The organism is Bacillus sp. WP8 (genome assembly GCF_000800825.1).
Classification (GTDB): domain Bacteria; phylum Bacillota; class Bacilli; order Bacillales; family Bacillaceae; genus Bacillus; species Bacillus safensis.
This window is the reverse complement of record NZ_CP010075.1, coordinates 2,796,257-2,822,243: the sequence shown is the minus strand read 5'-3', so window position 1 is coordinate 2,822,243 and position 25,987 is coordinate 2,796,257. Positions and strand designations below refer to the sequence as shown.

26 protein-coding genes are annotated in these 25,987 nt (G+C 41.4%); 11 read left to right on the top strand and 15 right to left on the bottom strand.

Annotated features, from left to right (window positions below; genetic code table 11):
- Positions 1-203: 203 nt before the first annotated feature.
- Positions 204-413 carry a hypothetical protein gene (locus QR42_RS14345; RefSeq protein WP_024423313.1) on the top strand — a complete coding sequence of 70 codons (210 nt, stop codon included), beginning with the start codon at positions 204-206 and terminating at the stop codon, positions 411-413.
- Between the two features lie 75 nt (positions 414-488).
- Here QR42_RS14345 and QR42_RS14340 read toward each other — a convergent pair whose 3' ends face one another.
- The 7 genes from QR42_RS14340 to malK all read right to left on the bottom strand — a co-directional run bounded on the left by QR42_RS14340 (position 489) and on the right by malK (position 9,469).
- On the bottom strand, positions 489-1,826 hold the full coding sequence (locus QR42_RS14340; RefSeq protein WP_039181105.1) for a 2-hydroxycarboxylate transporter family protein: 1,338 nt from the start codon (positions 1,824-1,826) through the stop codon (positions 489-491).
- A gap of 176 nt (positions 1,827-2,002) precedes the next feature.
- Positions 2,003-2,962, bottom strand: coding sequence for an ABC transporter permease (locus tag QR42_RS14335; RefSeq protein WP_024423311.1), 960 nt, complete (start codon positions 2,960-2,962; stop codon positions 2,003-2,005).
- Positions 2,963-4,009: an ABC transporter permease gene (locus tag QR42_RS14330; RefSeq protein ID WP_039181102.1), complete on the bottom strand. Its 1,047-nt coding sequence runs from the start codon at positions 4,007-4,009 to the stop codon at positions 2,963-2,965.
- Positions 4,002-5,537: an ABC transporter ATP-binding protein gene (locus QR42_RS14325; protein WP_039181099.1), complete on the bottom strand. Its 1,536-nt coding sequence runs from the start codon at positions 5,535-5,537 to the stop codon at positions 4,002-4,004. Before QR42_RS14325 ends, QR42_RS14330 begins: the two co-directional genes overlap by 8 nt.
- Before the next feature lie 159 nt (positions 5,538-5,696).
- Positions 5,697-6,779 carry a BMP family lipoprotein gene (locus QR42_RS14320; protein WP_039181096.1) on the bottom strand — a complete coding sequence of 361 codons (1,083 nt, stop codon included), beginning with the start codon at positions 6,777-6,779 and terminating at the stop codon, positions 5,697-5,699.
- A gap of 391 nt (positions 6,780-7,170) precedes the next feature.
- Positions 7,171-7,878, bottom strand: a complete 708-nt coding sequence (locus QR42_RS14315) for a response regulator (RefSeq protein ID WP_024423307.1) — start codon at positions 7,876-7,878, stop codon at positions 7,171-7,173.
- Positions 7,871-9,469: a malate sensor histidine kinase MalK gene (malK, locus tag QR42_RS14310; protein WP_039181093.1), complete on the bottom strand. Its 1,599-nt coding sequence runs from the start codon at positions 9,467-9,469 to the stop codon at positions 7,871-7,873. Before malK ends, QR42_RS14315 begins: the two co-directional genes overlap by 8 nt.
- A gap of 185 nt (positions 9,470-9,654) precedes the next feature.
- On the opposite strand from malK, the gene QR42_RS14305 reads away from it, so the two are divergent.
- The gene (locus QR42_RS14305) at positions 9,655-10,212 is read left to right on the top strand and encodes a YufK family protein (RefSeq protein ID WP_039181089.1); all 558 of its coding nucleotides are present in this window, start codon (positions 9,655-9,657) and stop codon (positions 10,210-10,212) included.
- 43 nt (positions 10,213-10,255) lie between these two features.
- Here the strand turns inward: QR42_RS14305 and QR42_RS14300 are convergent, their stop codons facing one another.
- The 3 genes from QR42_RS14300 to QR42_RS14290 form a co-directional block, all read right to left on the bottom strand.
- Positions 10,256-10,666, bottom strand: a complete 411-nt coding sequence (locus tag QR42_RS14300) for a thiol-disulfide oxidoreductase DCC family protein (RefSeq protein ID WP_039181086.1) — start codon at positions 10,664-10,666, stop codon at positions 10,256-10,258.
- 18 nt (positions 10,667-10,684) lie between these two features.
- Positions 10,685-12,586: a transglycosylase domain-containing protein gene (locus QR42_RS14295; RefSeq protein WP_047203301.1), complete on the bottom strand. Its 1,902-nt coding sequence runs from the start codon at positions 12,584-12,586 to the stop codon at positions 10,685-10,687.
- A 108-nt stretch (positions 12,587-12,694) separates the two neighbouring features.
- Positions 12,695-13,873 (bottom strand): MFS transporter, encoded by a 1,179-nt coding sequence (locus QR42_RS14290; protein ID WP_313902631.1) that lies wholly within the window; start codon positions 13,871-13,873, stop codon positions 12,695-12,697.
- Positions 13,874-14,090: 217 nt separating this feature from the next.
- On the opposite strand from QR42_RS14290, the gene kapD reads away from it, so the two are divergent.
- The gene (gene kapD, locus QR42_RS14285) at positions 14,091-14,708 is read left to right on the top strand and encodes a 3'-5' exonuclease KapD (RefSeq protein WP_039181084.1); all 618 of its coding nucleotides are present in this window, start codon (positions 14,091-14,093) and stop codon (positions 14,706-14,708) included.
- On the opposite strand, the gene QR42_RS14280 is transcribed toward kapD, so the two are convergent.
- A complete protein-coding gene (locus QR42_RS14280; protein ID WP_039181082.1) occupies positions 14,705-15,097 on the bottom strand; it encodes a kinase-associated lipoprotein KapB in 393 nt (130 codons plus the stop codon). The genes kapD and QR42_RS14280 overlap by 4 nt on opposite strands.
- 91 nt (positions 15,098-15,188) lie before the next feature.
- Here QR42_RS14280 and QR42_RS19490 point away from each other — a divergent pair, with 91 nt between their 5' ends.
- Positions 15,189-15,365 (top strand): hypothetical protein, encoded by a 177-nt coding sequence (locus QR42_RS19490; protein ID WP_162860193.1) that lies wholly within the window; start codon positions 15,189-15,191, stop codon positions 15,363-15,365.
- On the opposite strand, the gene QR42_RS14275 is transcribed toward QR42_RS19490, so the two are convergent.
- Positions 15,366-16,658, bottom strand: coding sequence for a sensor histidine kinase (locus QR42_RS14275; RefSeq protein WP_039181080.1), 1,293 nt, complete (start codon positions 16,656-16,658; stop codon positions 15,366-15,368).
- Between the two features lie 133 nt (positions 16,659-16,791).
- Positions 16,792-17,967: a MalY/PatB family protein gene (locus tag QR42_RS14270; RefSeq protein WP_039181078.1), complete on the bottom strand. Its 1,176-nt coding sequence runs from the start codon at positions 17,965-17,967 to the stop codon at positions 16,792-16,794.
- A gap of 83 nt (positions 17,968-18,050) precedes the next feature.
- Between QR42_RS14270 and QR42_RS14265 the strand changes: the two genes are divergently transcribed.
- Positions 18,051-18,311 (top strand): YugE family protein, encoded by a 261-nt coding sequence (locus tag QR42_RS14265; RefSeq protein WP_039181076.1) that lies wholly within the window; start codon positions 18,051-18,053, stop codon positions 18,309-18,311.
- Here QR42_RS14265 and QR42_RS14260 read toward each other — a convergent pair.
- Positions 18,308-19,132 (bottom strand): alpha/beta fold hydrolase, encoded by an 825-nt coding sequence (locus tag QR42_RS14260; RefSeq protein ID WP_024425926.1) that lies wholly within the window; start codon positions 19,130-19,132, stop codon positions 18,308-18,310. The genes QR42_RS14265 and QR42_RS14260 overlap by 4 nt on opposite strands.
- A 175-nt stretch (positions 19,133-19,307) precedes the next feature.
- Between QR42_RS14260 and QR42_RS14255 the strand changes: the two genes are divergently transcribed.
- The 3 genes from QR42_RS14255 (at position 19,308) to yugI (ending at position 21,593) form a co-directional block, all read left to right on the top strand.
- A complete protein-coding gene (locus tag QR42_RS14255; protein ID WP_003213765.1) occupies positions 19,308-19,808 on the top strand; it encodes an Lrp/AsnC family transcriptional regulator in 501 nt (166 codons plus the stop codon).
- On the top strand, positions 19,809-21,002 hold the full coding sequence (locus QR42_RS14250) for an aminotransferase (protein WP_039181074.1): 1,194 nt from the start codon (positions 19,809-19,811) through the stop codon (positions 21,000-21,002).
- Between the two features lie 198 nt (positions 21,003-21,200).
- Positions 21,201-21,593 carry a S1 domain-containing post-transcriptional regulator GSP13 gene (gene yugI / locus QR42_RS14245; RefSeq protein WP_008345795.1) on the top strand — a complete coding sequence of 131 codons (393 nt, stop codon included), beginning with the start codon at positions 21,201-21,203 and terminating at the stop codon, positions 21,591-21,593.
- 58 nt (positions 21,594-21,651) lie between these two features.
- Here yugI and QR42_RS14240 read toward each other — a convergent pair whose 3' ends face one another.
- Positions 21,652-21,888: a DUF378 domain-containing protein gene (locus QR42_RS14240; RefSeq protein ID WP_003212952.1), complete on the bottom strand. Its 237-nt coding sequence runs from the start codon at positions 21,886-21,888 to the stop codon at positions 21,652-21,654.
- 144 nt (positions 21,889-22,032) lie between these two features.
- On the opposite strand from QR42_RS14240, the gene QR42_RS14235 reads away from it, so the two are divergent.
- From QR42_RS14235 to QR42_RS14225, 3 genes are all read left to right on the top strand, one after another.
- Positions 22,033-23,196 (top strand): iron-containing alcohol dehydrogenase, encoded by a 1,164-nt coding sequence (locus QR42_RS14235; protein ID WP_034282535.1) that lies wholly within the window; start codon positions 22,033-22,035, stop codon positions 23,194-23,196.
- Between the two features lie 120 nt (positions 23,197-23,316).
- Positions 23,317-24,489, top strand: a complete 1,173-nt coding sequence (locus tag QR42_RS14230; protein ID WP_039181070.1) for an iron-containing alcohol dehydrogenase — start codon at positions 23,317-23,319, stop codon at positions 24,487-24,489.
- Positions 24,490-24,615: 126 nt separating this feature from the next.
- The gene (locus tag QR42_RS14225) at positions 24,616-25,971 is read left to right on the top strand and encodes a glucose-6-phosphate isomerase (RefSeq protein ID WP_024423293.1); all 1,356 of its coding nucleotides are present in this window, start codon (positions 24,616-24,618) and stop codon (positions 25,969-25,971) included.
- The last annotated feature ends 16 nt before the right edge of the window (positions 25,972-25,987 follow it).

Genomic DNA, 25,987 nt, shown 5'->3' with positions numbered 1-25,987 from the left:
TGATCAATATAAATTCACGTTCTAAAGAACTGGTAATTAAAATTATAGCGTAAATACAGCCATAGTGCATTGGTTTGAAACGATTTCAAGCAAACTGTATTTGTTTTAGGTTCTTTTGACCACAAAAATAATTTTATCAAAAATGACACTCATTGTATATTGTTTTGTTTTTCGTACATGCTTTTCTTAAAGGAGCTGATCAAATGAAACGAAAGATCGCCATCAGCTTAAGCCTATTCTGCACGATTTTAGGAGGAGCATTCTTGATTGACCGAAATGATCAAAAAAGGTGGCAGGCCGGAAGTGAATGGCCGCTATTTTCTGAGCATCTTCTTCACATGAGCTATCAAGAAACGAAGCTGTATCCTTTTCAGCCCAGGGAATATTTACGAATTGTATTAGCTGATGAATAAGAGATCCTATAGGAGAAAAGAAATATAAAAAAGCATGAGCCCATGTGAGAGCTCATGCTTTTTATGTGTGGTAGTTTAACTAAACATTCTGAGTAAGATCGTTGCACAGATAACAGTTGCTGCTCCGCCAAGTCGTGTAGATACTTGTGCGAAAGGCATAAGACCCATTCTTCCAGAAGCTGAAAGAATGGCAACATCACCAGTACCGCCAAGTCCGCTGTGACAGCCAGTGACAATAGCAGATTCTACTGGATACATGTTCATTAGTTTTCCAACGAAGTAACCAGAACCAACCATTGCGAGTACAACAGCGATACATACGCATACGAATGGAATTGAGATGACAGTTGCTACATCATCAAGTGGAATGTATAGAATACCAAGACCAACCATTAGCGGCCATGTAAAACTTCTTGATACAAACTTGTAGAACTGCTGTGAGCCATTTTGAAGATGCTGAGGCATCACGTTTAAGTATTTGATTAAAGCAGCAAGAACAATCATTAAGATTGGACCTGGAATATGAACAAAGCTTTCTAACAAACCACCAAAGATGAAGGTTGTACAAGCAACGAGTACACCAGCACCCATTAACCCGAAATCAACTTTTGCATCCATATCTGGCTGTTCGAAAATTTCGTTTGCTTCTTTAGATTTCACAAGACGGCCATTCCCATTCAGTTCAGGACGTTTCTCACCAAGCTTCTTCATTGCGCCAGCACAGATAATGGCAATGACGTTCCCAATGACAGCCGCAGGAATTAATTGAGAAATTAATGACTCTGCTGATACATCAAGAATTTGTGAATAAGCGATAGATAATGGCAAAATTCCTTCTCCAACACCACCGGCAATAATCGGTACAATAATAAAGAAGAATGAATGATGCGGTGTGTAACCAACTAAAAGGCCAACAAGGATACCAGCACTCACAGCTGCAATTGTACCTGCAACTAGAGGGACAAACATACGAATAAGGCCTTGTACTAAAACAGTTCGCTGCATGCCAAGAATACTTCCTACTACAAGAGCAGAAATATAGAAGTAAAGGAAGTTCGACGTTTTCATCAGAGACGTAACCGCTTCCAATGAGTTCGGATTTAGAACATTAAAAAAGACCAGGAACGATGGTACGAATAAAGAAAGAATCGCGGGTCCACCAATATCTTTTAAGATTGGAATACGTTGTCCTACATCTCCAAGGAAAATCCCCAAAATCATAATAACAGCGAAACCACCAAGCATATTTGCTGGAATTTTATTAAAATAAGCGGCAGTTAAAATAATCGCTGCAAGTACTAAATACACAGGTAGATCAATAACACCAATTTTCCAAGACATGATCTTACGGAAAACGCTTTTATTATTGTCAGAATCGTCTGTAATCGATTTCAATTGTTGTGCATTAGCCACATAAACACCCCCAAATGCTATTTGTCTCAATTGTAGAAGATTCTGTGACACTCATCTATTTATTAAACTAAAATAAGTGTAATAAAAGTAAAATAAACAGGAGTTTTTGAGTTTTTTATCATACAAAAATCCCCTGAAGGTAGTTTGTCCTTCAGGGGATTGATCATACATCGTATTTATCGTTTTCCTTTTAAATAAGGTGTACCAAGTGCTTTAGGTGCATCGGCACGTCCAATGAAGCCAGTAAGTGCTAAAATGGTGAGCACATATGGTGCTATGAGCATATACACATTCGGTATATCTTGGAACAGCGGCAGGAGAGAACCAATGATGCTTAAGCTTTGAGCAAATCCAAAGAATAAAGCAGCTCCCATTGCGCCGAATGGATGCCATTTACCGAATACAAGCGCAGCTAGTGCGATAAAGCCTTGTCCAGTAATGGTGGCATGGGAGAAATCAAGCGCGATCGTTGAGGCATAAACAGCCCCGCCCAGACCGCCAAACAGTCCACTAATGAAGACAGCGATATAACGCATCCGGTACACTTTGATTCCCATTGTATCTGCTGCCATTGGATGCTCTCCGACTGCACGAAGACGAAGACCAAATGGCATTTTAAATAAAACAAACCATGCAACCACCGCAAGGGCTAAAGCAAGTATGGACGTATAATAAACATCTTTAAAGAAAATATCACCAATGATCGGAATGTCACTTAAAAGGGGAATATCTCCTTTATAGAAAGGTTCTGTAATTTTATCAGTTTGTGCTTTTCCGTAAATCAGTTTTACGACAAACAATGTAGCGCCAAGTGCCAGCATGTTGATGGCCACACCACTGACCGTTTGATCAGCTCGGAAGGTAATGGTCGCGACTGCATGAATCAGTGAGAACAATCCGCCAACGGCCATTCCAACGAGAAGCCCAAGCCACGGGGTCAAGGCTCCAAACGTATCAGCAAAAAATAAGTTAAAGATAATACTGGAAAATGCTCCGACGACCATCAAACCTTCAAGACCGATATTGACAACACCTGATCTTTCTGAAAAGACGCCTCCAAGAGCGGTTAAAATAAGTGGTGCAGCATAAACAAGTGTAGCTGGGACGATGATTTCAAGTATTTGCAGAAATCCCACTTATTTTCCCCCCTTTTTCTTCATTTGTTGAATCACAAGACGAATAATATAGCTTGAGGCGACGAAAAGAATGATGATCGCAATGACAATATCAACAACCTCAGTCGGTACGCCTGATTCAAGCGGCATATTTAATGCACCGACCTTCAATCCACCAAGCAATAATGCAGCAAGGACAACACCAACAGCCGTATTTCCACCTAATAAAGCGACAGCAATTCCATCAAAACCTACGCCTGTAAACGAGCCTTTAATAGAGGCATATTCAAATGTACCAAGGCCTTCCATAGCGCCTGCAAGACCTGCAAAAGCACCTGAAATGAGCATCGCATAAATGATATTGCGGCGAACATTCATGCCAGCATACTGTGATGCCTGCTGATTCATTCCAACAGCCCGTAATTCAAACCCTTTAGAAGTTTTTTGAATAATGACCCACATCACGACCGCCGCAATAATGGCAACAAAAATACCGTTATGCATCCGGGAGAAATCAGTGATCTGCTCAAAAAATCCAGAGCGAAGAGAGGCAGTGGCATCGATTTTATCTGTTTTATCTTTATTATCTGTTAAGACATTTGAGATTAAATAGTTTGTGACATGAAGGGCAATGTAGTTCATCATGATGGTGACAATGACCTCATGCACATAAAAACGAGCTTTTAAAAATCCGGGAATAAAGCCCCATAAAGCACCTGCAGCAGCTGCGGTGATGAGTGCAAGCGGCAGATGAATATACATAGGTGCATGGACAGTTGTTCCAATCCATACAGCAGCTACCCAGCCAACAAGCATTTGACCTTCGACACCGATATTAAACAGGCCTGTCCGAAATGCAAAGGCAACAGCAAGACCTGATAAAATATAAGGTGTCACTTGCCTGATGGTTTCTCCCATATAATAGGTTTCACCGAAAACGCCATTCCAAAGGGCGCCATAGCCTTCGATGACACTATAACCGCTTGCCAGCATAATAATGGCCCCAACCAAAAGACCAAGTACAATGGCTATAAGCGGAATCAGCAGATTTGTTAAGCGATTAGACATTTGCTTCTTTCCCCACTTCCTGTTGCGTACTTCCAGCCATTAATAGGCCAAGCTCTTGCTCTGTTGTTTCTTTTGGATCAACAATGGCCACAATGCTGCCTTCGAAAATGACAGCGATCTTATCACTAACATTGATAATTTCATCAAGCTCAAAGGAGATGAGCAAAACGGCTTTGCCAGAGTCTCTTTGCTCAATGAGACGTTTATGAACAAATTCAATCGCACCAACATCAAGTCCTCGTGTCGGCTGAGCGGCAATTAATAAATCAGGATTGCGGTCCACTTCACGGCCGATAATGGCTTTTTGCTGGTTACCGCCTGACAGGGCGCGCGCTTCTGTATATTCACTCGGTGTTCTGACGTCATACTCCGCAATGATTCGTTTTGCCTTTTGATAAATATTCTTCATATTCAATAAGCCGAATTTTGAATAAGGACGCTGATAATACGTTTGTAAGGAAATGTTTTCTCCAATTGAAAAATCGAGTACAAGTCCATGTTTATGACGGTCCTGAGGAATATGTCCAATCCCAGATTCGGTCACTTTACGAGGCGGGAGATTTTGAATGGCTTTCCCGTTTAGCATGATCGTGCCAGATTCTGATTTTTTTAGACCGGTAATGGCTTCAATTAATTCAGACTGGCCATTGCCGTCTACCCCAGCAATTCCAACAATTTCGCCAGCCTTTACTGAGAGGTTTAACTGTTTGACCGCTTCAATTCCTCTGGCGTCTTTTACTGTGAGGTCTTGAATTTGAAGAACTTCCTCAGCAGGAGAAGCAGCTTTTTTGTCTGTTTTAAATGACACTTCACGACCAACCATGAGGCTTGCAAGTTCGTCTTTATTTGTGCTTTCCACATCAAGTGTACGAATACCTTGACCTTTTCGGATAATGGTCACGCGATGACAGGCATCCATAATTTCTTTCAGCTTATGGGTGATTAAAATAATGGATTTGCCTTCATTGATTAAGTTTTTCATGATTTGTATGAGTTCTTTGATTTCTTGAGGTGTTAAAACGGCCGTTGGTTCGTCGAAGATCAAAATGTCAGCGCCGCGGTAAAGTGTTTTTAAGATTTCTGCACGCTGCTGCATACCGACAGAGATGTCAGATACTTTTGCGGCAGGATCTATTTTTAAACCATAGCGGTCAGAAAGCTCTTGTACTTGCTGTATGGCTTGCTCTTTGTCAATCTTTCCAAACTTCTTTGGCTCTTTACCTAAAATGATGTTTTCAGCGACAGTAAAGGTATCGACAAGCATAAAGTGCTGATGCACCATTCCGATGCCTAAATCACTAGCATCATTTGGACTAGAGATGGTCACGGGTTTTCCGTGTACCTTGATTTCACCTTTTTCAGGCTGGTACAGTCCGAAAAGCACGTTCATGAGCGTTGATTTTCCAGCGCCGTTTTCACCAAGCAGCGCATGAATTTCGCCCTTTTTTAGCTGCAGCGTAATGTTGTCGTTTGCTACAATGCCAGGGAATTCTTTGCGTATATTCAACATTTCAATGACATAATCCACAGGTTTAACCGCTCCTTTTTTAGGGTGCTGATGAAGATAAAAACTAGCAAAAGAAAAGCTGCAAAACGAGGCTGCAGCTTTTCTTTTACCACCTTTTACGAATAAAGAGGAGGTAAAGGAGAGGCAAGGGGATAAGGCGCGCTTATCCCGATGCTCAAATTAAGCTTTAAAATCTTTTAATTCATCGCGTGTTGCAGGGATTTTGATTTCGCCCTTGATGATTTTTTGTTTCCATTCTTCCACTTTCTTTAATACATCTTTATCAAGGTTTTCCTTAGATGGAGAGATGTCAAGAGCGCCTTCTTTCAGACCGTATGTGATCACTTCGCCGCCAGGGAACTTACCATCTTTTGCTTTTGTTGTTAAGTCTTGTACCGCTGTGTCTACTTTCTTAACCATAGAAGTAAGAGTGACACTTTGTTTTGTTCCAGGTACTTTTCCTTCGTCATACTGGTCTTTATCTACACCGATGACCCAAACTTTACGGTTAGGATCTGCTTTTTTCAGGTTTTTCGCTTCTGTGAAGACACCAGTTCCAGTGCCGCCAGCAGCATGATAGATGATGTCGACGCCAGATTTGTACATGCTTTCAGCTGTTGCTTTACCGATGTCAGCCTTATCGAATGCACCAGCATATTTCACTTCAACTTTTGCTTTCGGGTTAGCAGCTTCAACACCTGCGCGGAAACCGACTTCGAATTTTCTGACTAATTCAGAATCAACGCCGCCGACAAAACCAATTTTGTTTGATTTTGTTGTAAGAGCAGCCGCAACACCCACAAGGAATGATCCTTCGTTTTCGTTAAAAACGATGCTGGCCACGTTGTCTTTTTTCACGACTGCATCAACGATAGCAAAGTGGTTTTTCTTACGTTGATCCGCAATTTCAGATATAGCATCTTCCATTAAGAAACCAATTCCGTAAATCAGATCGAATTTCTCACGAGCAAGTGTGTTTAAGTTTGTTGTATAGTCAGCATCTGATTTAGATTGTAAGTAATCAAAGCCGTTTTTACCTTTTTTTAGATTGTTGTCTTTCCCAAATGCTTGTAAACCTTCCCAAGCTGATTGGTTAAACGATTTGTCATCGACACCACCGACATCAGTTACCATTGCAACAGTGAATTGATCTTTATCTTTTTTGCTTTCACCGCTGTTTGAGCCAGAGTTGCCGCATGCTCCAAGGATGGTTCCTGCTGCTACGACTAAGGACAATGCTAGTCCAATTTTGCGCTTCTTCAAAACATAACCCCCTATAAAATTTAAAAGTTTCAGAAAAGTCTCGCGAAAAAAGACCGATCTATCTCTTCTCACCCTAAAGAGGGTATTTTATCCTGCTTTCTCACGAAACTTATGGAGGGCAGGAGAGAAGATGTAAGACATCAGACTTATATCTCGTTGAACTAATCAATCATAATTTATCATTTCCCATCGAATAAATAAATAGAAATTTGTTTTATTTTAAAAAAAATGTTAAATGGCTTTATTTGATGTCTTTTTATCTGCCGAAATATGATATAATGCCGCTTTTGTGATGTGCTCTATTACAGTAGAACCACTGATATCAAGGGGTTTGTTACATCGTATGCCATAAAAAAACATCTGGCCTTTCGTGAAGGTCAGATGTAACAGTTTAAAGATATTGTTGAATCAAATTCATATTGCTCGTGTTCAGTTTATATTGGAAAACAGGACGTCCAATTGTCCCATAAGCCATTTCAACATCCACCACTTCGATGTCCTCAAGGAATTTCAAATATTTTCTAATGGAGACTTGAGAGATTTCTGTATGATTGGCTAGGTCTTCGGTCGTGAAAGCCTGCTGACCAAATGATTGAATGCTTGTCCATATGAGTTTGAGTGTGCTTTTGGTCAGGCCTTTTGGCAGGAGGACTTTTTCCGCCTCTGCTTTTTTATGAAAAAGCTTCGCATCTAAATCATTTTGCGAAATGCTGTTCATGGATTGATACAGGGCGTGTTTCCGTTTATACTCTGCCAGTGCTGATTGGAATCGTTCGAACTCAAAAGGTTTGATTAAATAATCAACCGCTCCGTTTCGCATCGTTTGCTGAACAACGTCCACTTCATTTGCAGCCGAAATGACAATGACATCAACGGCATGATTTTGCTGGCGAATTTCTGTTAGTAAAGCCAGCCCATTTTGACCTGGCATATAAATATCGAGCAGTACGAGGTGAATGACTTCTGTTTTTAACACTTCAAGCGCCTGCTGAAAAGAGGTGGCAATTCCCTTTAACTCAAAGCCATCGATTTGGGTCAGGTAGCGTTTGTTCAGCTCCCCAACCATTGGATCATCTTCTACTATTAACACATTAATCATGTGAATCCTCCTTTTGTTTATACGGAATGCGAAGACTAAAGGTCGTTCCTTCTCCTTTTTCACTCGTGACAATCATATGTCCATTCAATTTCTTGATGCTTTGGTCAACGAAGTAGAGTCCGAAACCTCGGTCTTCTCCTTTAGTTGAAAAGCCTTGATCAAACATGATGTCTTGTTCTTCTTTAGTGAGACCAACACCTGTGTCCGTGATTTCAATGTGAAGCTGCTCCTGAACGTATCTGAAGGAGATCGAGATGTTTTTCGTCTCAGTATGTGAAACCGCATCGAGTGCATTATTTAACAGGTTGCCAATCACGGTAATGAGGTCATGCGTCACTGCCGGGTCCTCTGTATTTGGCACTTGTGTGCTGCAAATAACCTCCAAGGAAGCGCCTTGTTCCCTGATATAGCTTTGTTTTCCTAGTAAAAATCCTGCTAAAACAGAGTTTTTCACATGGTTGATGATTTCATTTGTTTCCGTTTGCTGATAAATGGCAATATCTTTGATGTAGGTGCCAAGGTCATCGTAGTTTTTGAGCTGGACCAAACCTAAAATGACATGAAGCTTGTTCATAAATTCATGTGACTGGGCACGGAGGGCATTCGCATACATTTTGACCCCGCTAAGCTGCTCAGCCAGGTGTTTGACTTCTGTTTTGTCACGGAAGGTGGCGATGGCCCCGACAATCTCATCATTTACTGTAATTGGTACTTCATTAAAAACGAGCTCCAGTCCATTCATTCTCACGTCACGATCAAGCAGTGGCTTGCGTGTTTCAATGACCTGTTTTAAGCCGCTTGAAGGGAGGAGAGTTTGAACATCTTGTTCTCTAGGATCAACCATAATGCCCATATTATGAAAGAGTCGTTTTGCCTCTGCATTGGCCAGCTTGATTTTACCGTGCTGATCGACGGCAAGAATCCCTTCTTTTGTTGATTCTAGCATGGCACTTCGTTCTTTTAGCAATGTGGCAATCTCATCCGGCTCAAGTCCAAACATAATCTTCTTCACTTTTCTTGCCACAATGAGTGCCCCGATGATGCCAGATAGGAGGCTGAGTGATGTGACGAAGTAGAGTGGAAGTAAGCTTTGATGAATAATCAAGTCAATTTCCTTTAACGTAATCCCTACGGCTACAGCCCCGAGCTGCTTACCATTTTGATCATAAACAGGAACAAAAGCACGCATGGATCTGCCGAGTGTTCCAGAAGCCGTACTAATATGTTCTTTTCCCTGTAATGCTGCTTTTTCATCACCGCCGGCAAACCGTTTCCCAATCTTATGCGGATTCGGGTGTGTTTTGCGGATACCTTTCATATCCATGACGACAACGAATTCGGTTTTGGTGATTTGCTGAACATTTGTTGTATATTTTCGTAATGCTGAATATGAATGATCTTCTAATGATTGTGCTGTGATCGGTGCCTCTGCGACCATTTTGGCAGTAGACAGAGCAATGTCACGCTCCTGCTGATGAATGTTCTTGGCTGTTTCCGACCATATCGTAAAGAATGTGATACAAAGGGAGATCAGGACAACGATACACACAAAGATCGTCAGCCGTGTTTGCAGTCTTAAAGTTTTTTTCACGAGTATACCCCTAACGCACGATTTTTTCGTAACAGTAATACTTTAACGGGAAAATGTAAGTTTGTGAAGGAATGTACGTGCAAAATCATAAATTTGATTTTGCTGTCAGTTTACTTTGAAAGCATCTTGTCAATCCGTTTTAAGTGAGCCATAATAAATGTGAGCTTATGAGAAAGGAACTATTTATGAAAAATACATATTTGACTGGATATTTTCCGCTGATTTCAATCTTACTATTCAGCTCTGCTTTTTCGATTTTTACAGTAGGTATCACAACTGATTTCTTGACTCAAGCAGGTATTTTAAAAGGAATGCTGGAATTTTTCTCAGAACAGGGCATCCGTCTTGCTCTTTTTGCCGCTTTTGCACTTGTTTATTTTATGATCTTATCTGCCTTAAAACTGATTGCAGATACGGTATTAGAGCTGGCGTTACTCTTTTTCGCTAAGGACCCTGAAGGGGAGAACTTAAAGAAAATTCGGATTGCATCCGTTGTTTATTTATTTGCCAGCTTGCTTGCATTTCTGTTGACGCAGCAGCTCATTCTGCTAGTCGGACTTTTTGCATTAGCAAGTCTTGTCTATTTTATCTGGGTTGTGGTTCGCATTTATCAATCGCTTAATATGCTGAATTTGATTGGATTTATGATGTTCATTCTGCTGTTTTGGGCGACATTTTTGATCGGTATTTTGTACTTATTTATTAAGCTTTATAACAGTGTGATGGCAAGTCTGCCTTCGTAAGCAGACAAAGAAAGCATCCTCCTATCATTGGAGGATGCTTTTTTTATGAAAGAAACCGCTTTTGAATATCGGGTGTAGGCATCATACAAGATGTTTTTTGACCAAACCATTTGTAGCGATTTTTTGCAATCAGCTCATAAAACCAATCACGGAGTGGGCGAGGTATGGCCAGGAGTAAAAAGCTCCATCTGTAGATCCCTTTTAAATGCCGCGCGGCTTTTAAGATGCCTGTTGACTTCGTATAAAGTGTTCCTTTTTCAATATAAATGAATGAATTGAACTCTTCTAAAGGCAAACCGTTTTCCTTTAAAATACGCTGTCCTGTATCTGATTGTAATGAAGCGAACATCATCCGTTCTTTCGGATCGCGCTTAATCACAAATTGAACAGCGCCGCTGCACACGTTGCAGACACCGTCAAATAAAATTAAATGGGATGGATGTGTTGAATGCATCGCAATCAAACCTCCTGTTTATCTGGCGTATTGCATCGTATTTTTCCAAATACGTAAGTGCGGGCTTGAACGATAAATCGATTCAACCGTTCCTCTATCTCTTCCGACCCAGACACCCATTGTGTACTGATCTGTCAGTCCCACAAACCAAATATCTTTGTAGTCATTGGATGTCCCTGTTTTACCACCGATATAAGGGGCATTGAAATTCGCTTTTTTCCCTGTTCCACTTTTTACAACGGAGGAAAGCAGCTTACGCATCGTTTCATTTGTCCGCTGAGAATATACTTGCTTTGGCGACTCTTTCCACTTGTAAAGGGTCTTGCCGTTTAAGTCTGTCACTTTTGTGATCGAATGACTTTGTGTGTAGGCTCCTTGGTTGCCAAAAACGGTGTACGCATCTGTTATTTCTAGCGGTGAGAAGCCTTTCGTAAATCCGCCAAGTGCAGAAGGAAGGCGGTAATCATCTGCTACGATATGCTCGAATGAGAACTTCTCTAAATAGCTGAAGCCTTTTTTGACACCTACTGTATCCAGCATTCGGATCGCAGGGGTATTGTAAGAATTTTTAAAGGCTGTTTCAAGTGTGACTGTTCCATACGTTTTATGATTATAGTTCTGCGGGCAGTATCCGCTGCTGCAAAACTTGCCGGCACTGATGGTGCTTGAAGCCGTTGCACCGGTTTGATCAATATAAGGCGCATAGTCTAAAAGCGGCTTAATCGCAGAACCAGGCTGTCTTTGCGCTTGATAAGCGTAGTTGAAATCAAATTTCTTATAGTTTTTCCCGCCAGCAAGTGCAACAATTTGATGCGTTTCATGATTAATGACGGCTGATCCGCCTTCGACCCCTTGGTAAGGCAATTGAGCATTGAGCTGATAGACAGCTCTTTGCTGTAAGGAAGGGTCAAGCGCCGTATAAATCTTCACGCCATCCTGGAGCAGAGCACTGACCTTTTCAGATAATTCTTTTTGAATCGCCTTTTTTGCTTCAGCCGTTTTGGCCTTCTTCAATCGTTTTGTAAAGCCCTCCTGATCAGACACAAGATCGGTAAACTCTTCATTGGCATATGTCACATAGTCAGGGTAAAGGTTTTTCTTTTCACTTAAGGATAGACTGATTTTTTCTTTGACGGCTTTTTTGTATTGCTTTTTGGTGATGACGCCATCTTTCTTCAAAATACCAAGCAGTCGTTCTTGGCGTTTCTTTGTGTGCTTGAACTGTTTTAATGGGTCATACAGTGTTGGGTTGTTTGGAATAGCAGAGATAAATGCCATTTGTGCGAGTGTTAAAGAACTAAGCGGCTTATCAAAATAGTAATTAGCCGCAGAACCGACACCGTAAACACCATTACTGAAATAAATCGTATTTAAATAGCTTTCGAGAATTTCATCTTTCGAGAATTTCCGCTCAAGTTCATAGGAATAGAGCAGCTCTGTAAACTTTCGGCTGAACGAACGTTCATGGCTTAAATATAAGTTACGGGACAGCTGCTGTGTGATCGTACTCGCTCCTTGGCTGATGCCATGATTTTTGACGTTTGCAGCAAGGGCACGAACTACCCCCATAAAGTCAATGCCTTTATGGTCATAAAAGTTGCGGTCCTCTGAACGGAGGAACAGCTCCTTCACAGGTTCAGGAATTTTATCGTATTTTACGAACACTCGGTTCTCATCGTTTGAGACGATCTCGGAGATGAGAGAACCATCCCGGTCATACATATAACTGTTTTGGGAAAAATCTATCTTTTCCAGCTTGATTTTTTGATCAAGCACTTCGTTAACAGGCTTTACACTTGCAGCTTCTTCCTTTGATAGATAAAAAGTCAGAGCAAATAATGGGATGAGGGCAGCAAGTAATAACCAACCAATGATTGCACGAAACATGAGGTCACTCACTTTCTTCAATTTTCTAGCCATATCGTACCATTCTTTTGCGAATACGAGAAGGTTATTTTTAGAAAAGAATGGGCGTGAAGTCTAGTGAATAAGGCTTTTCTGAAAGAAAAAAAGAGTGTCTGAAGATGATCAGACACTCCTTTCCTTTGTCTTCGCATGCGAGCGGACCACCCATAAAAATAAAGCGCCAAACAGAAAAATGCCGGCAGTGACATAAAAGACAGCTGGAATCCCGTAATGACTCGCCACAATGCCGCCGATTACCGGACCGACGACATTCCCAAGAAAGCGGAAGCTGACATTGTATCCGAGCACTTCCCCTTGCATAGAAGTAGGTGCTTTGATCCGAATATACGCCGTCGTACACGGAATAATGCCGCCAAGTGCCATGCCGTATAGGAAACGGAAAATGACTAACATCACGTACGAATCCGCCATCGCTTGCGGGATGAATAAAATAGAGGAGAGGATGAGAAGGGCAAGCAGCACCTTGTCATGACCAATTCGATCTCCGAGATCTCCCCATTTTCGCGTAAACAGCAAATTGCCAAGTCCAGTTGCAGAAAATGCAAGCCCCGCATAAAAAGCGAGATTGACAGGACCATGTAAATCATGAATGTATAAAGCCAAAAGCGGCTGAATGCTAAAGTTCCCTACTTGTGTAATAAACGTTAAAAGCATCGTGACTATAAGTAAAGGCTGTTTGAAAATGTGAAAGAGTACATCCTTCCGTGAGTAAGAAACACGCTTTGCTTCTTTTGACCGGATCGGCTGTTCCTTCACTCCGAAGATAATCACAATAGCTGACACATAAATGACAGCCGCTGTGAGGAAAAACGTATAAATAAATCCGACGCTGTCTGCCATGAATCCGCCCATTAATGGACCAAACAATCCTCCGGCGACATTACTCATCTGCATCGTTCCAAGGGTTTTACCGGCTGTTGCCTTTTCGGTCTGTGCAGAAATCAGTGCCATGGAAGTCGAGATAAAGCCTGTGACAAGCCCCATGAAGAGCCTTAATGCGAATAGCTGATACACGGTGTGCACAAGCCCCATTAATAAAATGCTTGTGGCGATGCCAATACCGTTAATTAATAATATCTTTTTATAGCCATGCCGGTCGCCAATCCGCCCCCAAATCGGAGAGATCAGGAAGGCCGTTAAAAACGTGACCCCAAAGACATAGCCGCTCCATCTTTGAACAAATTCATTTGAATAGCTGCTATCAAGAGATTCTATGTAAAGTGATAAAAAAGGGACGATCATTGTAATGCTCGCAGATACAAAAAAGTTCACAAACCACATGATGTACAAGTTTTTCTTCCTGTTTGTGATAGAGACCACCTTCTTTATTTATTTCGTGTTCCTTAATAATTATAAAGGAAAATAAACGATCTTTCATCAGATGAATAGGTTGGGCGTAGTGAATCTGCATTATTTTCACGAAAATGAAGTGATTTCAAGGTCCACCTTAATATAATGGTATGAGAATGAAAACTGACGAAAAAGTGAGGTGAAACTGGTGGAACAGAAGACGGTGCTTGTGGTCGATTTTGAATTTACGATGCCTGATGGAAAATATCATCCACAAAACTTTTTTCCTGAAATTATTGAAGCTGGAGTAGTGAAAGCAGCAGATGAAACGATCATAGACACATTCTCCAGCTACGTCAAACCGAAAAAGTTCCCAAAGCTGACGAAGCGCTGTAAATCATTCCTCGGAATTACGCAGGAGGATGTAGAGAGCGGGATTTCATTTGAGTTGTTTATCGAGAAGCTCGTGTCACTTGATGGGGGAGAGAATTGTGAGATTATTACGTGGGGCAACATGGACATGAAGGTATTGAAGCAAAATTGTATGCTTAATCATATTAGCTTTCCTTTTAAGGGGAAACTGAGGGATCTTGCCTTTGAATATAAAACCTTTTTTGGTGACCGCACACTGACAGGGCTTCGAAAAGCGGCAAAGGAATATGGCAGTGAAGGAGCTGGTAAGCATCATAAAGCACTCGATGATGCCATGACGACTTATCAGCTGTTAACCCTTTTTGAAAAAGACAGAGCCTATGTGGAAAATCCGCAAACGACCAAAATTGGTGAGCTGATCGATTTCTCACATTTTTTTGATTCGGCTGATTAGCGGACGTCTTCTGGAAAATAATCTTTCTCAAGAGAAGATAGGCACGCTCTTGATTTTTCAGCCCATTTGGAATCATCCGCATGGAGTGCTTGTTTCAATTTATCTACAGCTTCTTTCAGTGACTCTTCATAATCAGGTATATCGCCATCATAAGGTTTCACCATATGATGAGGGATATTGGTCTGTTCTCTATAGGCCAAAGCCCGCCTCTCCTGGAAAAAAGGCACGTCTGCTTCTTTCGGATGATGCAGGTCGCCTTGAGTGGGATGTGTCAGAACGGCTTTTACTTGAACGAGATAGGTCGATGGTTTCACTGCTGTCACTTCCCCAACGTATACACCTGTTTTATAAAAACCTTTCACAACTTGTCCAATTTGAATGTCTGTCATGTGAAATTCCTCCATTTCCTTCTCATAGGAAGGTATTTCATTTCTTTTAGCCAATATAGTGAAGTAAACGAGCAAAAGGGGGAATGGCGAGATGTCATTCATCGTACTTTTTCTACTATATTTTCCTGAAGATAAAAGGGAGTACATCCCGGCGGCAATCACCACGGTGATTTTCTTTATTGCTGCGTTTATTTGTTTTCGTCTCATCGTGCGTGCGTCTAAAAAGCAGGAGCGGATAGATGAAAAAAGAACAAAAAAAATGGATTAATCATTTTCTTCTTGTATCTTCAGGAAATTTTACGGTGACGGTTGTTCCAGACTGCAGCGAGCTTTTGAAACGAATGGTACCATGGTGATTTTCAATAATTGAAAAAGTCACTGTCAGCCCAAGCCCAGTCCCTTTGTTTTTCAAGGTGTAATACGGTTCGCCAAGCTTTTTCATTTGGCTTTCTGTCATACCTACACCGTTATCAACGAAATAAAGGCAGATTTTATGATTTTCTTTCGAAGCAAAAAGTTCAACCTTTCCTTCATGTTCGGGAGCTGCTTCTATCGCATTTTTGATTAAATTAATCATGACTTGCTTGATCTTCGTTACGTCACCTTGAATGTATAAGTCAGGTTCAATGGATTGATGAATCGTGACCGATTTAAAATTCGCATAGGATGTCATCAGTGATGCACATTCCTCAAGTAATTTAGATAGATTGAGTGATTCAATTTGATAATAGTTTTGTTTTGCGATGTCAAGATAACTCGTGATAATGTCCTGCGCCCGGTCTAATTCGGATAGAACAAGATTTTTATAATCTTTATTGGCAGGCGGCTCTTTCGTATGATCACTCGAAAAGAGCAATTGAATAAACCCTCTCACAACTGTCAGCGGATTGCGTACTTCATGGGCGACACTTGCAGCAAGTTCACTTACAATGGTCAGTTTTTCTGACTGGACAAGCTGTGTTCTCATTTCCGCATTTTCTTTAACGAATTCAATACAATAGATACTGAGCACAAGAAAGAATATGTAGTAAAGAGTTGAGAAAAATAACTCAAGGAGCTTTTGCTGCATAATAAAAGCTGGGCTGTATTCCAGTAAGCTGACCGCAAGCAGTCCAATGTAAATAAAGAATCCTTTGGATAAACCGATAAGCACTCCATAAAAAAGCTTATTTGGCTTCGAATATTGATGCCATTTTCGGTAGAACAGGAATGGGATGAAAAAGTAAATTGGGACAACAATGAGTCCAATCCATAAGAAAGAGCCATACATCACGAATTTGACAATGATGCTTATCAAGATGGCAACGCTCCCCGCCATGTATCCTCCGTATAAAATAGCAAGTACAAGGGGAATAGATTGAAGCCCAGTCTGCAAATCTAAAATCGAACCAACTGGATACATAATACATAGTGCTGAAGAGATGGATGCGAATACTGTGATGAGCAGTTTATTCGTTTTTGGGAAATGAGCAGGGGTCCGGCTTAACCATAGCGCATGATATAAAAAAATTGGAAATAGAATAAAAGATACATGGAGCAGAAAATCCTTGAACATTTCCATTTAAATGCTCTCCTCGTAAATAATAGTAATTCCTCTCATTATATCATTTCATGTACAAAGTAGATATGATAAAAGGAGGGTTTTTTTCTTTAAAAAGAACACCCGTTAGGATGTTCTTTCTACCGTATAGATCTTATTCAGCTGATGGTGTGAACGCTTGATGAAGACGTTTCAGTCCTTCTTTGACTGTTGAAGCAGGACAGCCGAGATTCATCCGAATAAAGCCGTCTCCTTCGTGTCCGTACACGTGGCCAAGCTCTAGGATCACTTTCCCTTTTTTCAGCAGATTCCGCTTTAATTCCGCTTGACTGAATTGATAATCCCGAATGTCCAGCCACAATAAATAAGAAGCATCTGGTTTCATATAACGCATATTTGGAAGATTTTCGTCAATATAGTCCATCGCCATCTTCATATTGCCTTCGAGATAAAGAACAAGGGCATCAAGCCACTCATCCCCGTGGCGGTATGCTGCTTCCATCGCTGGAATCGCAAATGCATTCAGTTTGGACAGTCCGTTTCTTTGCAATTCATTGGTGAAAAGGGTTCTTTTTTCTTCATCTGAAATGATAATAGCAGATGCCTGGAGCCCCGCTAGATTAAAGGTTTTACTCGGCGCAATACACGTTACTGTAATATGTGCAATGTCGTCAGAAAGGCTGGCAAAGGGCACATGCTGCTTCCCGTAAAGCATCAAATCAGAATGAATCTCATCTGAAACGACTGTGACTCCATGCTTCACACAGAGGTCTCCAACTCGCTTTAATTCCTCTTTTGACCACGCTCTTCCAGACGGATTATGCGGGTGACATAGGAACATGAGCTTTGCTTGTGGTCTGCTCAGTTTTTTCTCTAAATCATCAAAATCCATCATATAACGGTTGTTTTCTATTTTTAAAGGATTGGTTGAGACTGTACGTCCATTTCGCTCAATCATTTGATAAAAAGGTGTATACACTGGTGACTGTATAACTACTTCGTCATGCGGTGCTGTAAAGGCTTGAACAGCAAAACTAAGTGCCGTTACGATGCCTGGTGTAAAAGTGACCGCTTCTGTCTGAATGGTCCATCCGTGTCTTCTTTTGAGCCATCCAGCTACTGCCTGCTGCGTATCCTGATCTTGAAATGCATAGCCAAATACACCATGGCCTAATCGCTCTTTCAATGCATCAAGGACGACCTGCGGCGCTTTAAAATCCATATCGGCCACCCACATCGGGAGGGCATCTGTTGTCAGGAACAAAGACTCTGCTTGATCCCATTTCACTGATTTTGAACCTTTACGTATGATCTGTTCGTCGAAATTCATGAAACCCACCTCTAGCTGTTTTTCAACCATTCTTGGTTGTGCTAAAATAAACATCACAAAATTTATTATAAGCGGTGATACCGATGAAAGATAGTCAAGCTGTAGAAGAGATGATTCAATTCATTAAGGCATGGGACCCTTTTCATTATGGAGAGGATTTTTATGAAACGGAGCCTGCTGACGTCATCAGTGCATTATACGACGCAGAAGACCCGTTATCTTTAGCAAAAGAGATTCAAGCCATCTACCATCACTCATTTGAACAGCTTCTTCCGATAGAGAGCTGTCAGCATATAGCAAATCAGCTTTTTGTCTTGCGAGACAGCAGCTCCTGTTCACGCTAAGACAGGCTGAAATGTCCGATTTGATCAGACACAAAGACCGGATTTTCCTCAGGAATGAGGTGCCCGGTTTTTTTTAATGCATGTAAGGTCGAATTCGGCAGATCTTTGTGCAGTCTTTCGCCTATTTGAATGGGAACGATTCGATCTTCCTCGCCCCAAATAAGCAGCACGGGTGTTTCCATTTTCTTTAAAACGTCCGAGGTTAAATCTCCTTCCCGGTGCCGAATCAAACGAAATATTCCCCGAAAGATTTGATCATCTGAAAACGGTTTTAAATATCCGTCGACCATCTCTTGATCAATGATGGAGTGATCATGCACAACGGCAGTTAAATTTTTCATAATGCCCTGCTTTAAAAGCTTTCTTTTTAGATACAGATAAAAATAAGGAATATATGTGCTGTAAACAAGTGATCTTTTTGACTTATTCAAATATCCAGAGCTGCATAAAAGAACCGCCTTTTCAAATAGGTCCGGCCGCTCAGTGGCAGCGTATAAGGCAATCTGTCCTCCCATTGAATGGCCTACTAGAATCGCATGCTGAATCTGTAAATAACCAGCTAGCTCAATAATAATTTTTCCCATGTTGCGATAGCTGTAAATAAACGTATTCGACTTCTCGGACTGTCCAAATGGCGGCAGATCTATCGCAATTAAATTGAAGTCCTGCTTTAGAAGCGGAATGAGTTTTCGATAGCTGAAGGTAGAAGAGAAGAGACCGTGAATTAAGATCAATGTCTTCTTGCCCTCATTTGGATAGTGCTCGTAATAGATGTCTAAACCGAATGTACTTTTCATATAAGCTGGCTGAACAATGTCCACATTCTTCACTCCGATACTTGATACTCTCTCTGTTAGGTGACTGTATTGTACCCTAAAAAGTGGATTTTAAGCTATCATTAGAATCTTTTCCCTGCTTAGCATAATGGGAAAAACGTGCTATAATGTTCAGAAGATTTTTTAAAACTAGCTTTTATAATCTGAGGTGTGAAATCAAATGAAACTAACAGAAAAAGAAACTGAAATATTAGAGATTTTAGATGAAAACAGCCGCGCCGATTTAAATACAATAGCAAAAATGGCAGGCGTGACAACAGAAGAAGCCGAAGCCATCATTCAAAAACTTGAAGATCAAAAAGTTATTATTGATTATTCAACTATGATTGACTGGCGAAAAGTGGATGGCCATGAAGGCGTTACAGCAATGATTGATGTAAAAGTGACACCAAAAAGAGGCGTCGGATTTGATGAAATTGCTGAACGGATTTATCGGTTTCAGGAAGTGGAGTCTGTCTATCTCATGTCAGGTGTTTATGATCTTTCCGTTGTGATCCGCGGAAGATCAATGTCTGATATTGCCCGCTTCGTATCTGAAAAATTATCGACACTTGATTCCGTTGTTTCAACAACTACCCACTTTATTTTGAAAAGATATAAACATGATGGGAAAGTGTTTGAAACAGGAGACGATGACAAAAGAATCGTGGTGTCTCCTTAAATGAAAAAGTCTTATTTATCTGAAACGGTACAAAGCATTCAGCCGTCAGGTATTCGGAAATTCTTTGATTTGGCTGCCACAATGGAAGGGGTTATCTCCCTTGGTGTCGGTGAGCCGGATTTTGTGACAGCTTGGAATGTCAGAGAAGCAAGTATTATGTCATTAGAACAAGGACTGACCTCCTATACGGCGAATGCAGGTTTAATCTCTTTGCGAAAAGAACTGAGCCACTATTTATATAAGCGGTTTCACATTGACTACAGTCCAGAAGAAGAACTCATTATCACAGTTGGCGGAAGCCAGGCACTTGATTTGGCCTTTCGTGCGATTTTAAACAGCGGAGATGAAGTGATCATTCCAGAGCCTTGTTTCGTAGCATACGGGGCGCTTACGACACTAGCAGGCGGAGTGCCTGTCTATTTAAGTACATCCGCTGAAAAAGATTTCAAAGCGGATTCTGCTGATCTTCGCACAAAGCTGACGCCGAAGACAAAAGCCATTTTGCTTTGCTCGCCATCAAATCCAACGGGGTCTGTTTATTCAAAGGAAGAGCTTGAAGATATTGCTCAATTTGCGAAAGAGCATGACCTGCTCATTATTACGGATGAGATTTATGCAGAGCTGACATACGATGAAGCTTTTACAAGCGTGGCGGCTATTCAGGATATGAAAGAAAGAACGATCTTGATTTCAGGCTTTTCTAAAGGGTTTGCCATGACGGGCTGGCGCTTAGGATATGTGGCAGCACCACCTGTACTGCGCGATGCCATGCTGAAAATACATCAATATTCTATGATGTGCGCGCCGGCGATGGCACAATATGCGGCAGAAGAAGCATTAAAAAATGGGCTTGAAGATGTAGAGAAAATGAAGAAAAGCTATAGAAGACGCCGTAATTTGTTTGTCGGCTCCCTGAATGAACTAGGACTCACATGCCATCAGCCAAACGGAGCGTTTTACGCGTTCCCATCGATTAAAAGCACAGGCATGACATCAGAACAATTTGCTGAGGAGCTGCTCCTAAGTGAAAAAGTCGCTGTTGTTCCTGGGAATGTATTCGGACCGAGCGGTGAGGGTCATATTCGCTGTTCATATGCTTCATCACTTGATCATCTTCAGGAATCACTTTCAAGAATTCAGCGCTTTTTGCAGGCTCGACAAGTGAAGGAAGAAGCATCAGCCATTTTAAAATAAAAAAAGGCATCAATCCAAATGGACTCATGCCTCACAAATTAGGGGGGAATACTAGAAAGCATTCTTGTTTTCAGGTATTCCCCCTTTTGATCTAATCTAAACCCATTTAAAAAATATTTTGCGTAACTGCCCGTTCTGTGATATAGTTTTTAATTGCGTATAAACGAATATTAAAACATTTATTTAGGAGTTGTTATCATGGCGACAAAGTTTGAAGTAGGCAGTGTTTACACTGGTAAAGTAACAGGATTACAAGCGTATGGTGCGTTTGTTGCATTAGATGAAGAAACTCAAGGACTTGTGCATATTTCTGAAGTAACACATGGCTTTGTAAAAGACATCAACGAGCACCTTTCAATTGGTGACGAAGTACAAGTAAAAGTTCTTTCTGTTGATGAAAATGCAGGTAAAATCAGCCTTTCTATCCGTGCGACACAAGAAGCACCTGAAAGAAAAGAAAGCAAACCAAAGAAACAAAGACCACAGCAAGTGAAAGAAGAAGCTGCTGCACCACAAGGTTTCAATACGCTTAAAGATAAACTTGAAGAGTGGATTGAGCAATCAAACCGTAAAGACCTTATCAAGAAATAATAAAAAAGCACCGCTTCAAACGGTGCCTTAGGCTGCCTCATGTAGGCAGCCTTTTTATTTAACGAACTTCTGGATTCGGCTCGTCACGGCGAACAGCTTCTTCGCTTGGCTTGAACAACAGACCAAGGTTGACAAGACCTGCAATTCCAACAAGACCATAAATAATACGTGATAATGCAGAACCTTGTCCGCCAAAGATCGCTGCTACTAAGTCAAATTGAAAAAAGCCGATTAGTCCCCAGTTAATAGCACCGATAATCGTGAGCACGAGGGCAATACGCTGAATAGCACTCATCGTGATTCCTCCTTTCGCTACAGCATCAATACATTTATATTTTGCAGATTTTTAGCCAAACTATGCGTAAGAAAATGGATGAAAGCAAATTACTTTACTTTTGGAATGAATGAGGCGCATAATGTAGCGCGAGGAGGAGATCACATGGATCGATTTACTTATTGGAACCCAACGAAATTAATTTTTGGAAAGGGAGAAGTATCAGCCCTTTCAGATGAACTCAAACACTACGGAAAAAACGTATTACTTGTATATGGTGGAGGCAGTATTAAACGAAACGGCCTTTATGACCAAGTTGTCAGCATCCTAAAAGAATCAGGAGCTGCCATCACTGAACTTGCTGGCGTAGAGCCAAACCCGCGCTTAACAACAGTAAGAAAAGGGGTCGAGCTTTGCAAGGAGAACGATATTGATTTTATTTTGGCAGTTGGCGGCGGCAGTGTCATTGATGCGACAAAAGCAATCGCTGCTGGTGCGAAGTACGATGGAGATGCTTGGGATATCGTGACACGTAAGCACGTCCCAATGGAAGCTATTCCGTTCGGTACTGTGTTGACACTTGCCGCAACAGGCTCTGAAATGAACTCTGGATCAGTTATCACAAACTGGGAAACAAATGAGAAGTATGGCTGGGGAAGTCCAGCAGTTTTCCCGAAATTCTCTATTCTGGATCCAGTCAACACATTCACTGTGCCTAAAAACCATACGATTTATGGCATGGTTGACATGATGTCACATGTGTTCGAACAATATTTCCATCACACAGAAAATACACCTTATCAAGATCGTATGTGTGAAGGACTTCTTCGCACTGTCATTGAAACAGCACCGAAGTTGATCAACGATCTAGAGAACTATGAGCTGCGTGAAACGATTTTATTCACTGGTACAATTGCGCTTAATGGAATGCTTTCAATGGGGGCACGTGGTGACTGGGCATCTCATAACATTGAGCATGCAGTATCTGCTGTCTATGATATTCCTCATGCAGGCGGACTTGCGATCTTGTTCCCGAACTGGATGAAACATGTGATTCAAGAAAACCCAGGCCGTTTTAAACAATTAGCGGTGCGTGTATTTGATGTAGATCCTGCGGGCAAAACAGATGAAGAAGTCGGCTTAGAAGGAATCGACAAGCTGTCAGCTTTCTGGACAAGTCTTGGCGCACCAAGCCGTTTAGCGGATTATGATATCAACGATGAGAAAATTGATTTAATTGCAGACCGTGCAATGGCACGCGGTGAATTTGGTCAATTTAAAAAGCTAAACAAAGAAGATGTTTTAGCCATTCTGAACGCTTCTTTATAATTGAACAACAAAAGATAGCTGCTTGCGGGCAGTTATCTTTTTTTGAGTTCATCGTGTACATATGTTACAGTAGTCTTTCATGTTTTTGGATATATTCGTTGTAAGGAGATGTTTCAACAGATGGAGAATTTTATTTACTACAATCCAACAAAATTGATGTTTGGAAAAGGACAACTAGAAGGACTCAAAAGCGAACTCGCTCGTTATGGAAAACGAGTGTTACTTGTATATGGCGGCGGCAGCATTAAGAAAAATGGTCTTTATGACAATGTCATCCGTGCGTTAAATGAAGCAGATGCCGAAGTGTTTGAGCTGTCTGGCGTTGAACCAAACCCGCGCCTCACAACAGTGAAAAAGGGAATCGATATCTGCCACAAGGAGAACATTGATTTCTTATTAGCCGTTGGCGGTGGCAGTGTGATCGACTGTACAAAAGCGATTGCAGCCGGAGCAGAGTATGACGGTGATGTGTGGGATATTATTTCAAAGAAAACAACCGCTCAAAAAGCTTTGCCGTTTGGCACAGTGCTGACACTTGCGGCAACTGGTTCAGAAATGAACCCGGACTCTGTCATCACAAACTGGGAAACGAATGAAAAATATGTGTGGGGCAGCTCTGTCACTCACCCTGCTTTTTCGATTCTAGATCCTGAGCATACGTATTCTGTGCCAGAAAACCAGACAGTGTATGGTATGGTTGATATGATGAGCCACGTTTTTGAGCAATACTTCCATAATGTGAAAAACACGCCTCTACAAGATCGGATGTGTTTTGCTGTTCTTCAAACAGTCATCGAGACAGCACCAAAGCTTCTTGAAGACTTACAAAACTATGAACACCGTGAAACCATCCTTTATGCAGGAACGATTGCTTTAAATGGCACGCTGCAAATGGGTTACTTTGGCGACTGGGCATCCCATACGATTGAGCATGCTGTATCGGCTGTCTATGACATTCCGCATGCAGGCGGACTTGCCATCCTCTTCCCAAACTGGATGCGCCACACGCTCGATCATAATGTCGAACGCTTTAAAAACCTTATGCTGAACATGTTTGACATCGAAACAGAAGGAAAGTCAGATCGTGACATCGCATTGGAAGGAATCGATAAACTGTCAGCGTTCTGGACAAGCCTTGGTGCACCAAGCCGTTTAGCTGATTATGACATTGGTGAGGATCAGCTGGACAAAATTGCTGACATTGCAGCAAAAGAAATGGAATATGGTGGTTTTGGAAACTTTATGAAACTTAACCGTGATGACATTCTATCGATTTTGAAAGCTTCTTTATAATTCAGATTGCCGCTTCTCCGAATGAGAAGCGGCTTTTTGTTATGCCAGTGACGATCACTTGATTTCAAAAGCTAGTTCCGCTAAAGTGAAAGGGACAGAACTAACGTAATGGAGGGCTTACAAGCGATGACACATATTCAATTTGACTACTCGAAAGCGTTACCTTTCTTTCAAGAACATGAGCTTACATATTTAAAAGATTTTGTGAAGGTGGCCCATCATAATATTCATGAACAAACGGGTGCAGGCAGTGACTATTTAGGCTGGGTGGACTTGCCGAAGCAATATGACCGCGAAGAATTTGCCCGCATTAAAAAAAGTGCAGATAAAATTAAGTCTGACTCTGACGTCCTGCTTGTTGTCGGAATCGGCGGGTCATATCTAGGTGCACGTGCGGCGATTGAGTTTTTGAACCATTCTTTCTATAACACTTTGCCAAAAGGCAAGCGCAAGACACCACAAATCATTTTTATTGGAAACAACATCAGTTCTTCTTATTTAACAGATGTGATGGATCTATTGGAAGATGCAGATTTCTCCATTAACGTGATTTCAAAATCTGGTACAACAACAGAGCCAGCCATTGCGTTCCGCATCTTTAAAAAGCTCCTCATTGAAAAATACGGTGCTGAAGAAGCGAAAAAACGTATTTATGCGACAACTGACAAGGCACGCGGTGCACTGAAAACATTAGCAACTGAAGAGGGCTATGAATCATTTATCATCCCTGATGATGTTGGTGGACGCTATTCTGTATTAACAGCAGTTGGTCTTTTGCCAATCGCTGTGAGCGGTGCAGACATTGATCAGATGATGGAAGGTGCGGCAAAAGCAAGCGAAGACTTCGCTTCATCTGAGCTTTCTGAAAATGCGGCTTACCAATATGCTGTCGTCCGCAATGTCCTTTACAATAAAGGCAGAACGATTGAAATGCTGATTAACTATGAGCCAGGCCTCCAATATTTCGCAGAATGGTGGAAGCAATTATTCGGTGAAAGTGAGGGCAAAGATGAAAAAGGAATCTATCCTTCATCAGCTAACTTCTCAACAGATCTTCATTCACTTGGCCAATATGTTCAAGAAGGAAGAAGAGATTTGTTCGAAACAATCGTCAATGTAGACAAGCCTCGACATGAGCTTGTGATTGAAGCAGAAGAGCAAGACCTTGATGGCTTGAATTATCTGGCAGGAAAAACGGTTGATTTCGTCAATAAAAAAGCATTTGAAGGAACAATGCTTGCCCATACAGATGGAAAAGTACCGAATCTTATCGTGACAATTCCTGAGATGGATGCTTATACATTCGGATACCTTGTGTACTTCTTTGAGAAAGCATGTGCGATGTCTGGATATTTACTAGGCGTCAATCCATTCGATCAGCCTGGAGTAGAAGCGTATAAAGTGAATATGTTTGCTTTACTAGGCAAACCGGGCTTCGAAGAGAAAAAAGCAGAGCTTGAAAGCCGTTTAAAACAATCATAAGACGAAAAAGCACACC

Excerpts from the sequence above, each read along its gene's own strand:
- yugI (WP_008345795.1), top strand. The coding sequence starts at position 21,201 with ATGGCGACAAAGTTTGAAGTAGGCAGTGTTTACACTGGTAAAGTAACA.
- QR42_RS14235 (WP_034282535.1), top strand. The coding sequence starts at position 22,033 with ATGGATCGATTTACTTATTGGAACCCAACGAAATTAATTTTTGGAAAG.
- QR42_RS19490 (WP_162860193.1), top strand. The coding sequence starts at position 15,189 with ATGTCATTCATCGTACTTTTTCTACTATATTTTCCTGAAGATAAAAGG.
- QR42_RS14265 (WP_039181076.1), top strand. The coding sequence starts at position 18,051 with ATGAAAGATAGTCAAGCTGTAGAAGAGATGATTCAATTCATTAAGGCA.
- QR42_RS14270 (WP_039181078.1), bottom strand. The coding sequence starts at position 17,967 with ATGAATTTCGACGAACAGATCATACGTAAAGGTTCAAAATCAGTGAAA.
- QR42_RS14255 (WP_003213765.1), top strand. The coding sequence starts at position 19,308 with ATGAAACTAACAGAAAAAGAAACTGAAATATTAGAGATTTTAGATGAA.
- QR42_RS14300 (WP_039181086.1), bottom strand. The coding sequence starts at position 10,666 with ATGCATTCAACACATCCATCCCATTTAATTTTATTTGACGGTGTCTGC.
- QR42_RS14275 (WP_039181080.1), bottom strand. The coding sequence starts at position 16,658 with ATGGAAATGTTCAAGGATTTTCTGCTCCATGTATCTTTTATTCTATTT.
- QR42_RS14230 (WP_039181070.1), top strand. The coding sequence starts at position 23,317 with ATGGAGAATTTTATTTACTACAATCCAACAAAATTGATGTTTGGAAAA.
- QR42_RS14250 (WP_039181074.1), top strand. The coding sequence starts at position 19,809 with ATGAAAAAGTCTTATTTATCTGAAACGGTACAAAGCATTCAGCCGTCA.
- QR42_RS14315 (WP_024423307.1), bottom strand. The coding sequence starts at position 7,878 with ATGATTAATGTGTTAATAGTAGAAGATGATCCAATGGTTGGGGAGCTG.
- QR42_RS14295 (WP_047203301.1), bottom strand. The coding sequence starts at position 12,586 with ATGGCTAGAAAATTGAAGAAAGTGAGTGACCTCATGTTTCGTGCAATC.
- QR42_RS14345 (WP_024423313.1), top strand. The coding sequence starts at position 204 with ATGAAACGAAAGATCGCCATCAGCTTAAGCCTATTCTGCACGATTTTA.
- QR42_RS14290 (WP_313902631.1), bottom strand. The coding sequence starts at position 13,873 with ATGTGGTTTGTGAACTTTTTTGTATCTGCGAGCATTACAATGATCGTC.
- QR42_RS14225 (WP_024423293.1), top strand. The coding sequence starts at position 24,616 with ATGACACATATTCAATTTGACTACTCGAAAGCGTTACCTTTCTTTCAA.
- QR42_RS14280 (WP_039181082.1), bottom strand. The coding sequence starts at position 15,097 with ATGACAGACATTCAAATTGGACAAGTTGTGAAAGGTTTTTATAAAACA.
- QR42_RS14330 (WP_039181102.1), bottom strand. The coding sequence starts at position 4,009 with ATGTCTAATCGCTTAACAAATCTGCTGATTCCGCTTATAGCCATTGTA.
- QR42_RS14240 (WP_003212952.1), bottom strand. The coding sequence starts at position 21,888 with ATGAGTGCTATTCAGCGTATTGCCCTCGTGCTCACGATTATCGGTGCT.
- QR42_RS14305 (WP_039181089.1), top strand. The coding sequence starts at position 9,655 with ATGAAAAATACATATTTGACTGGATATTTTCCGCTGATTTCAATCTTA.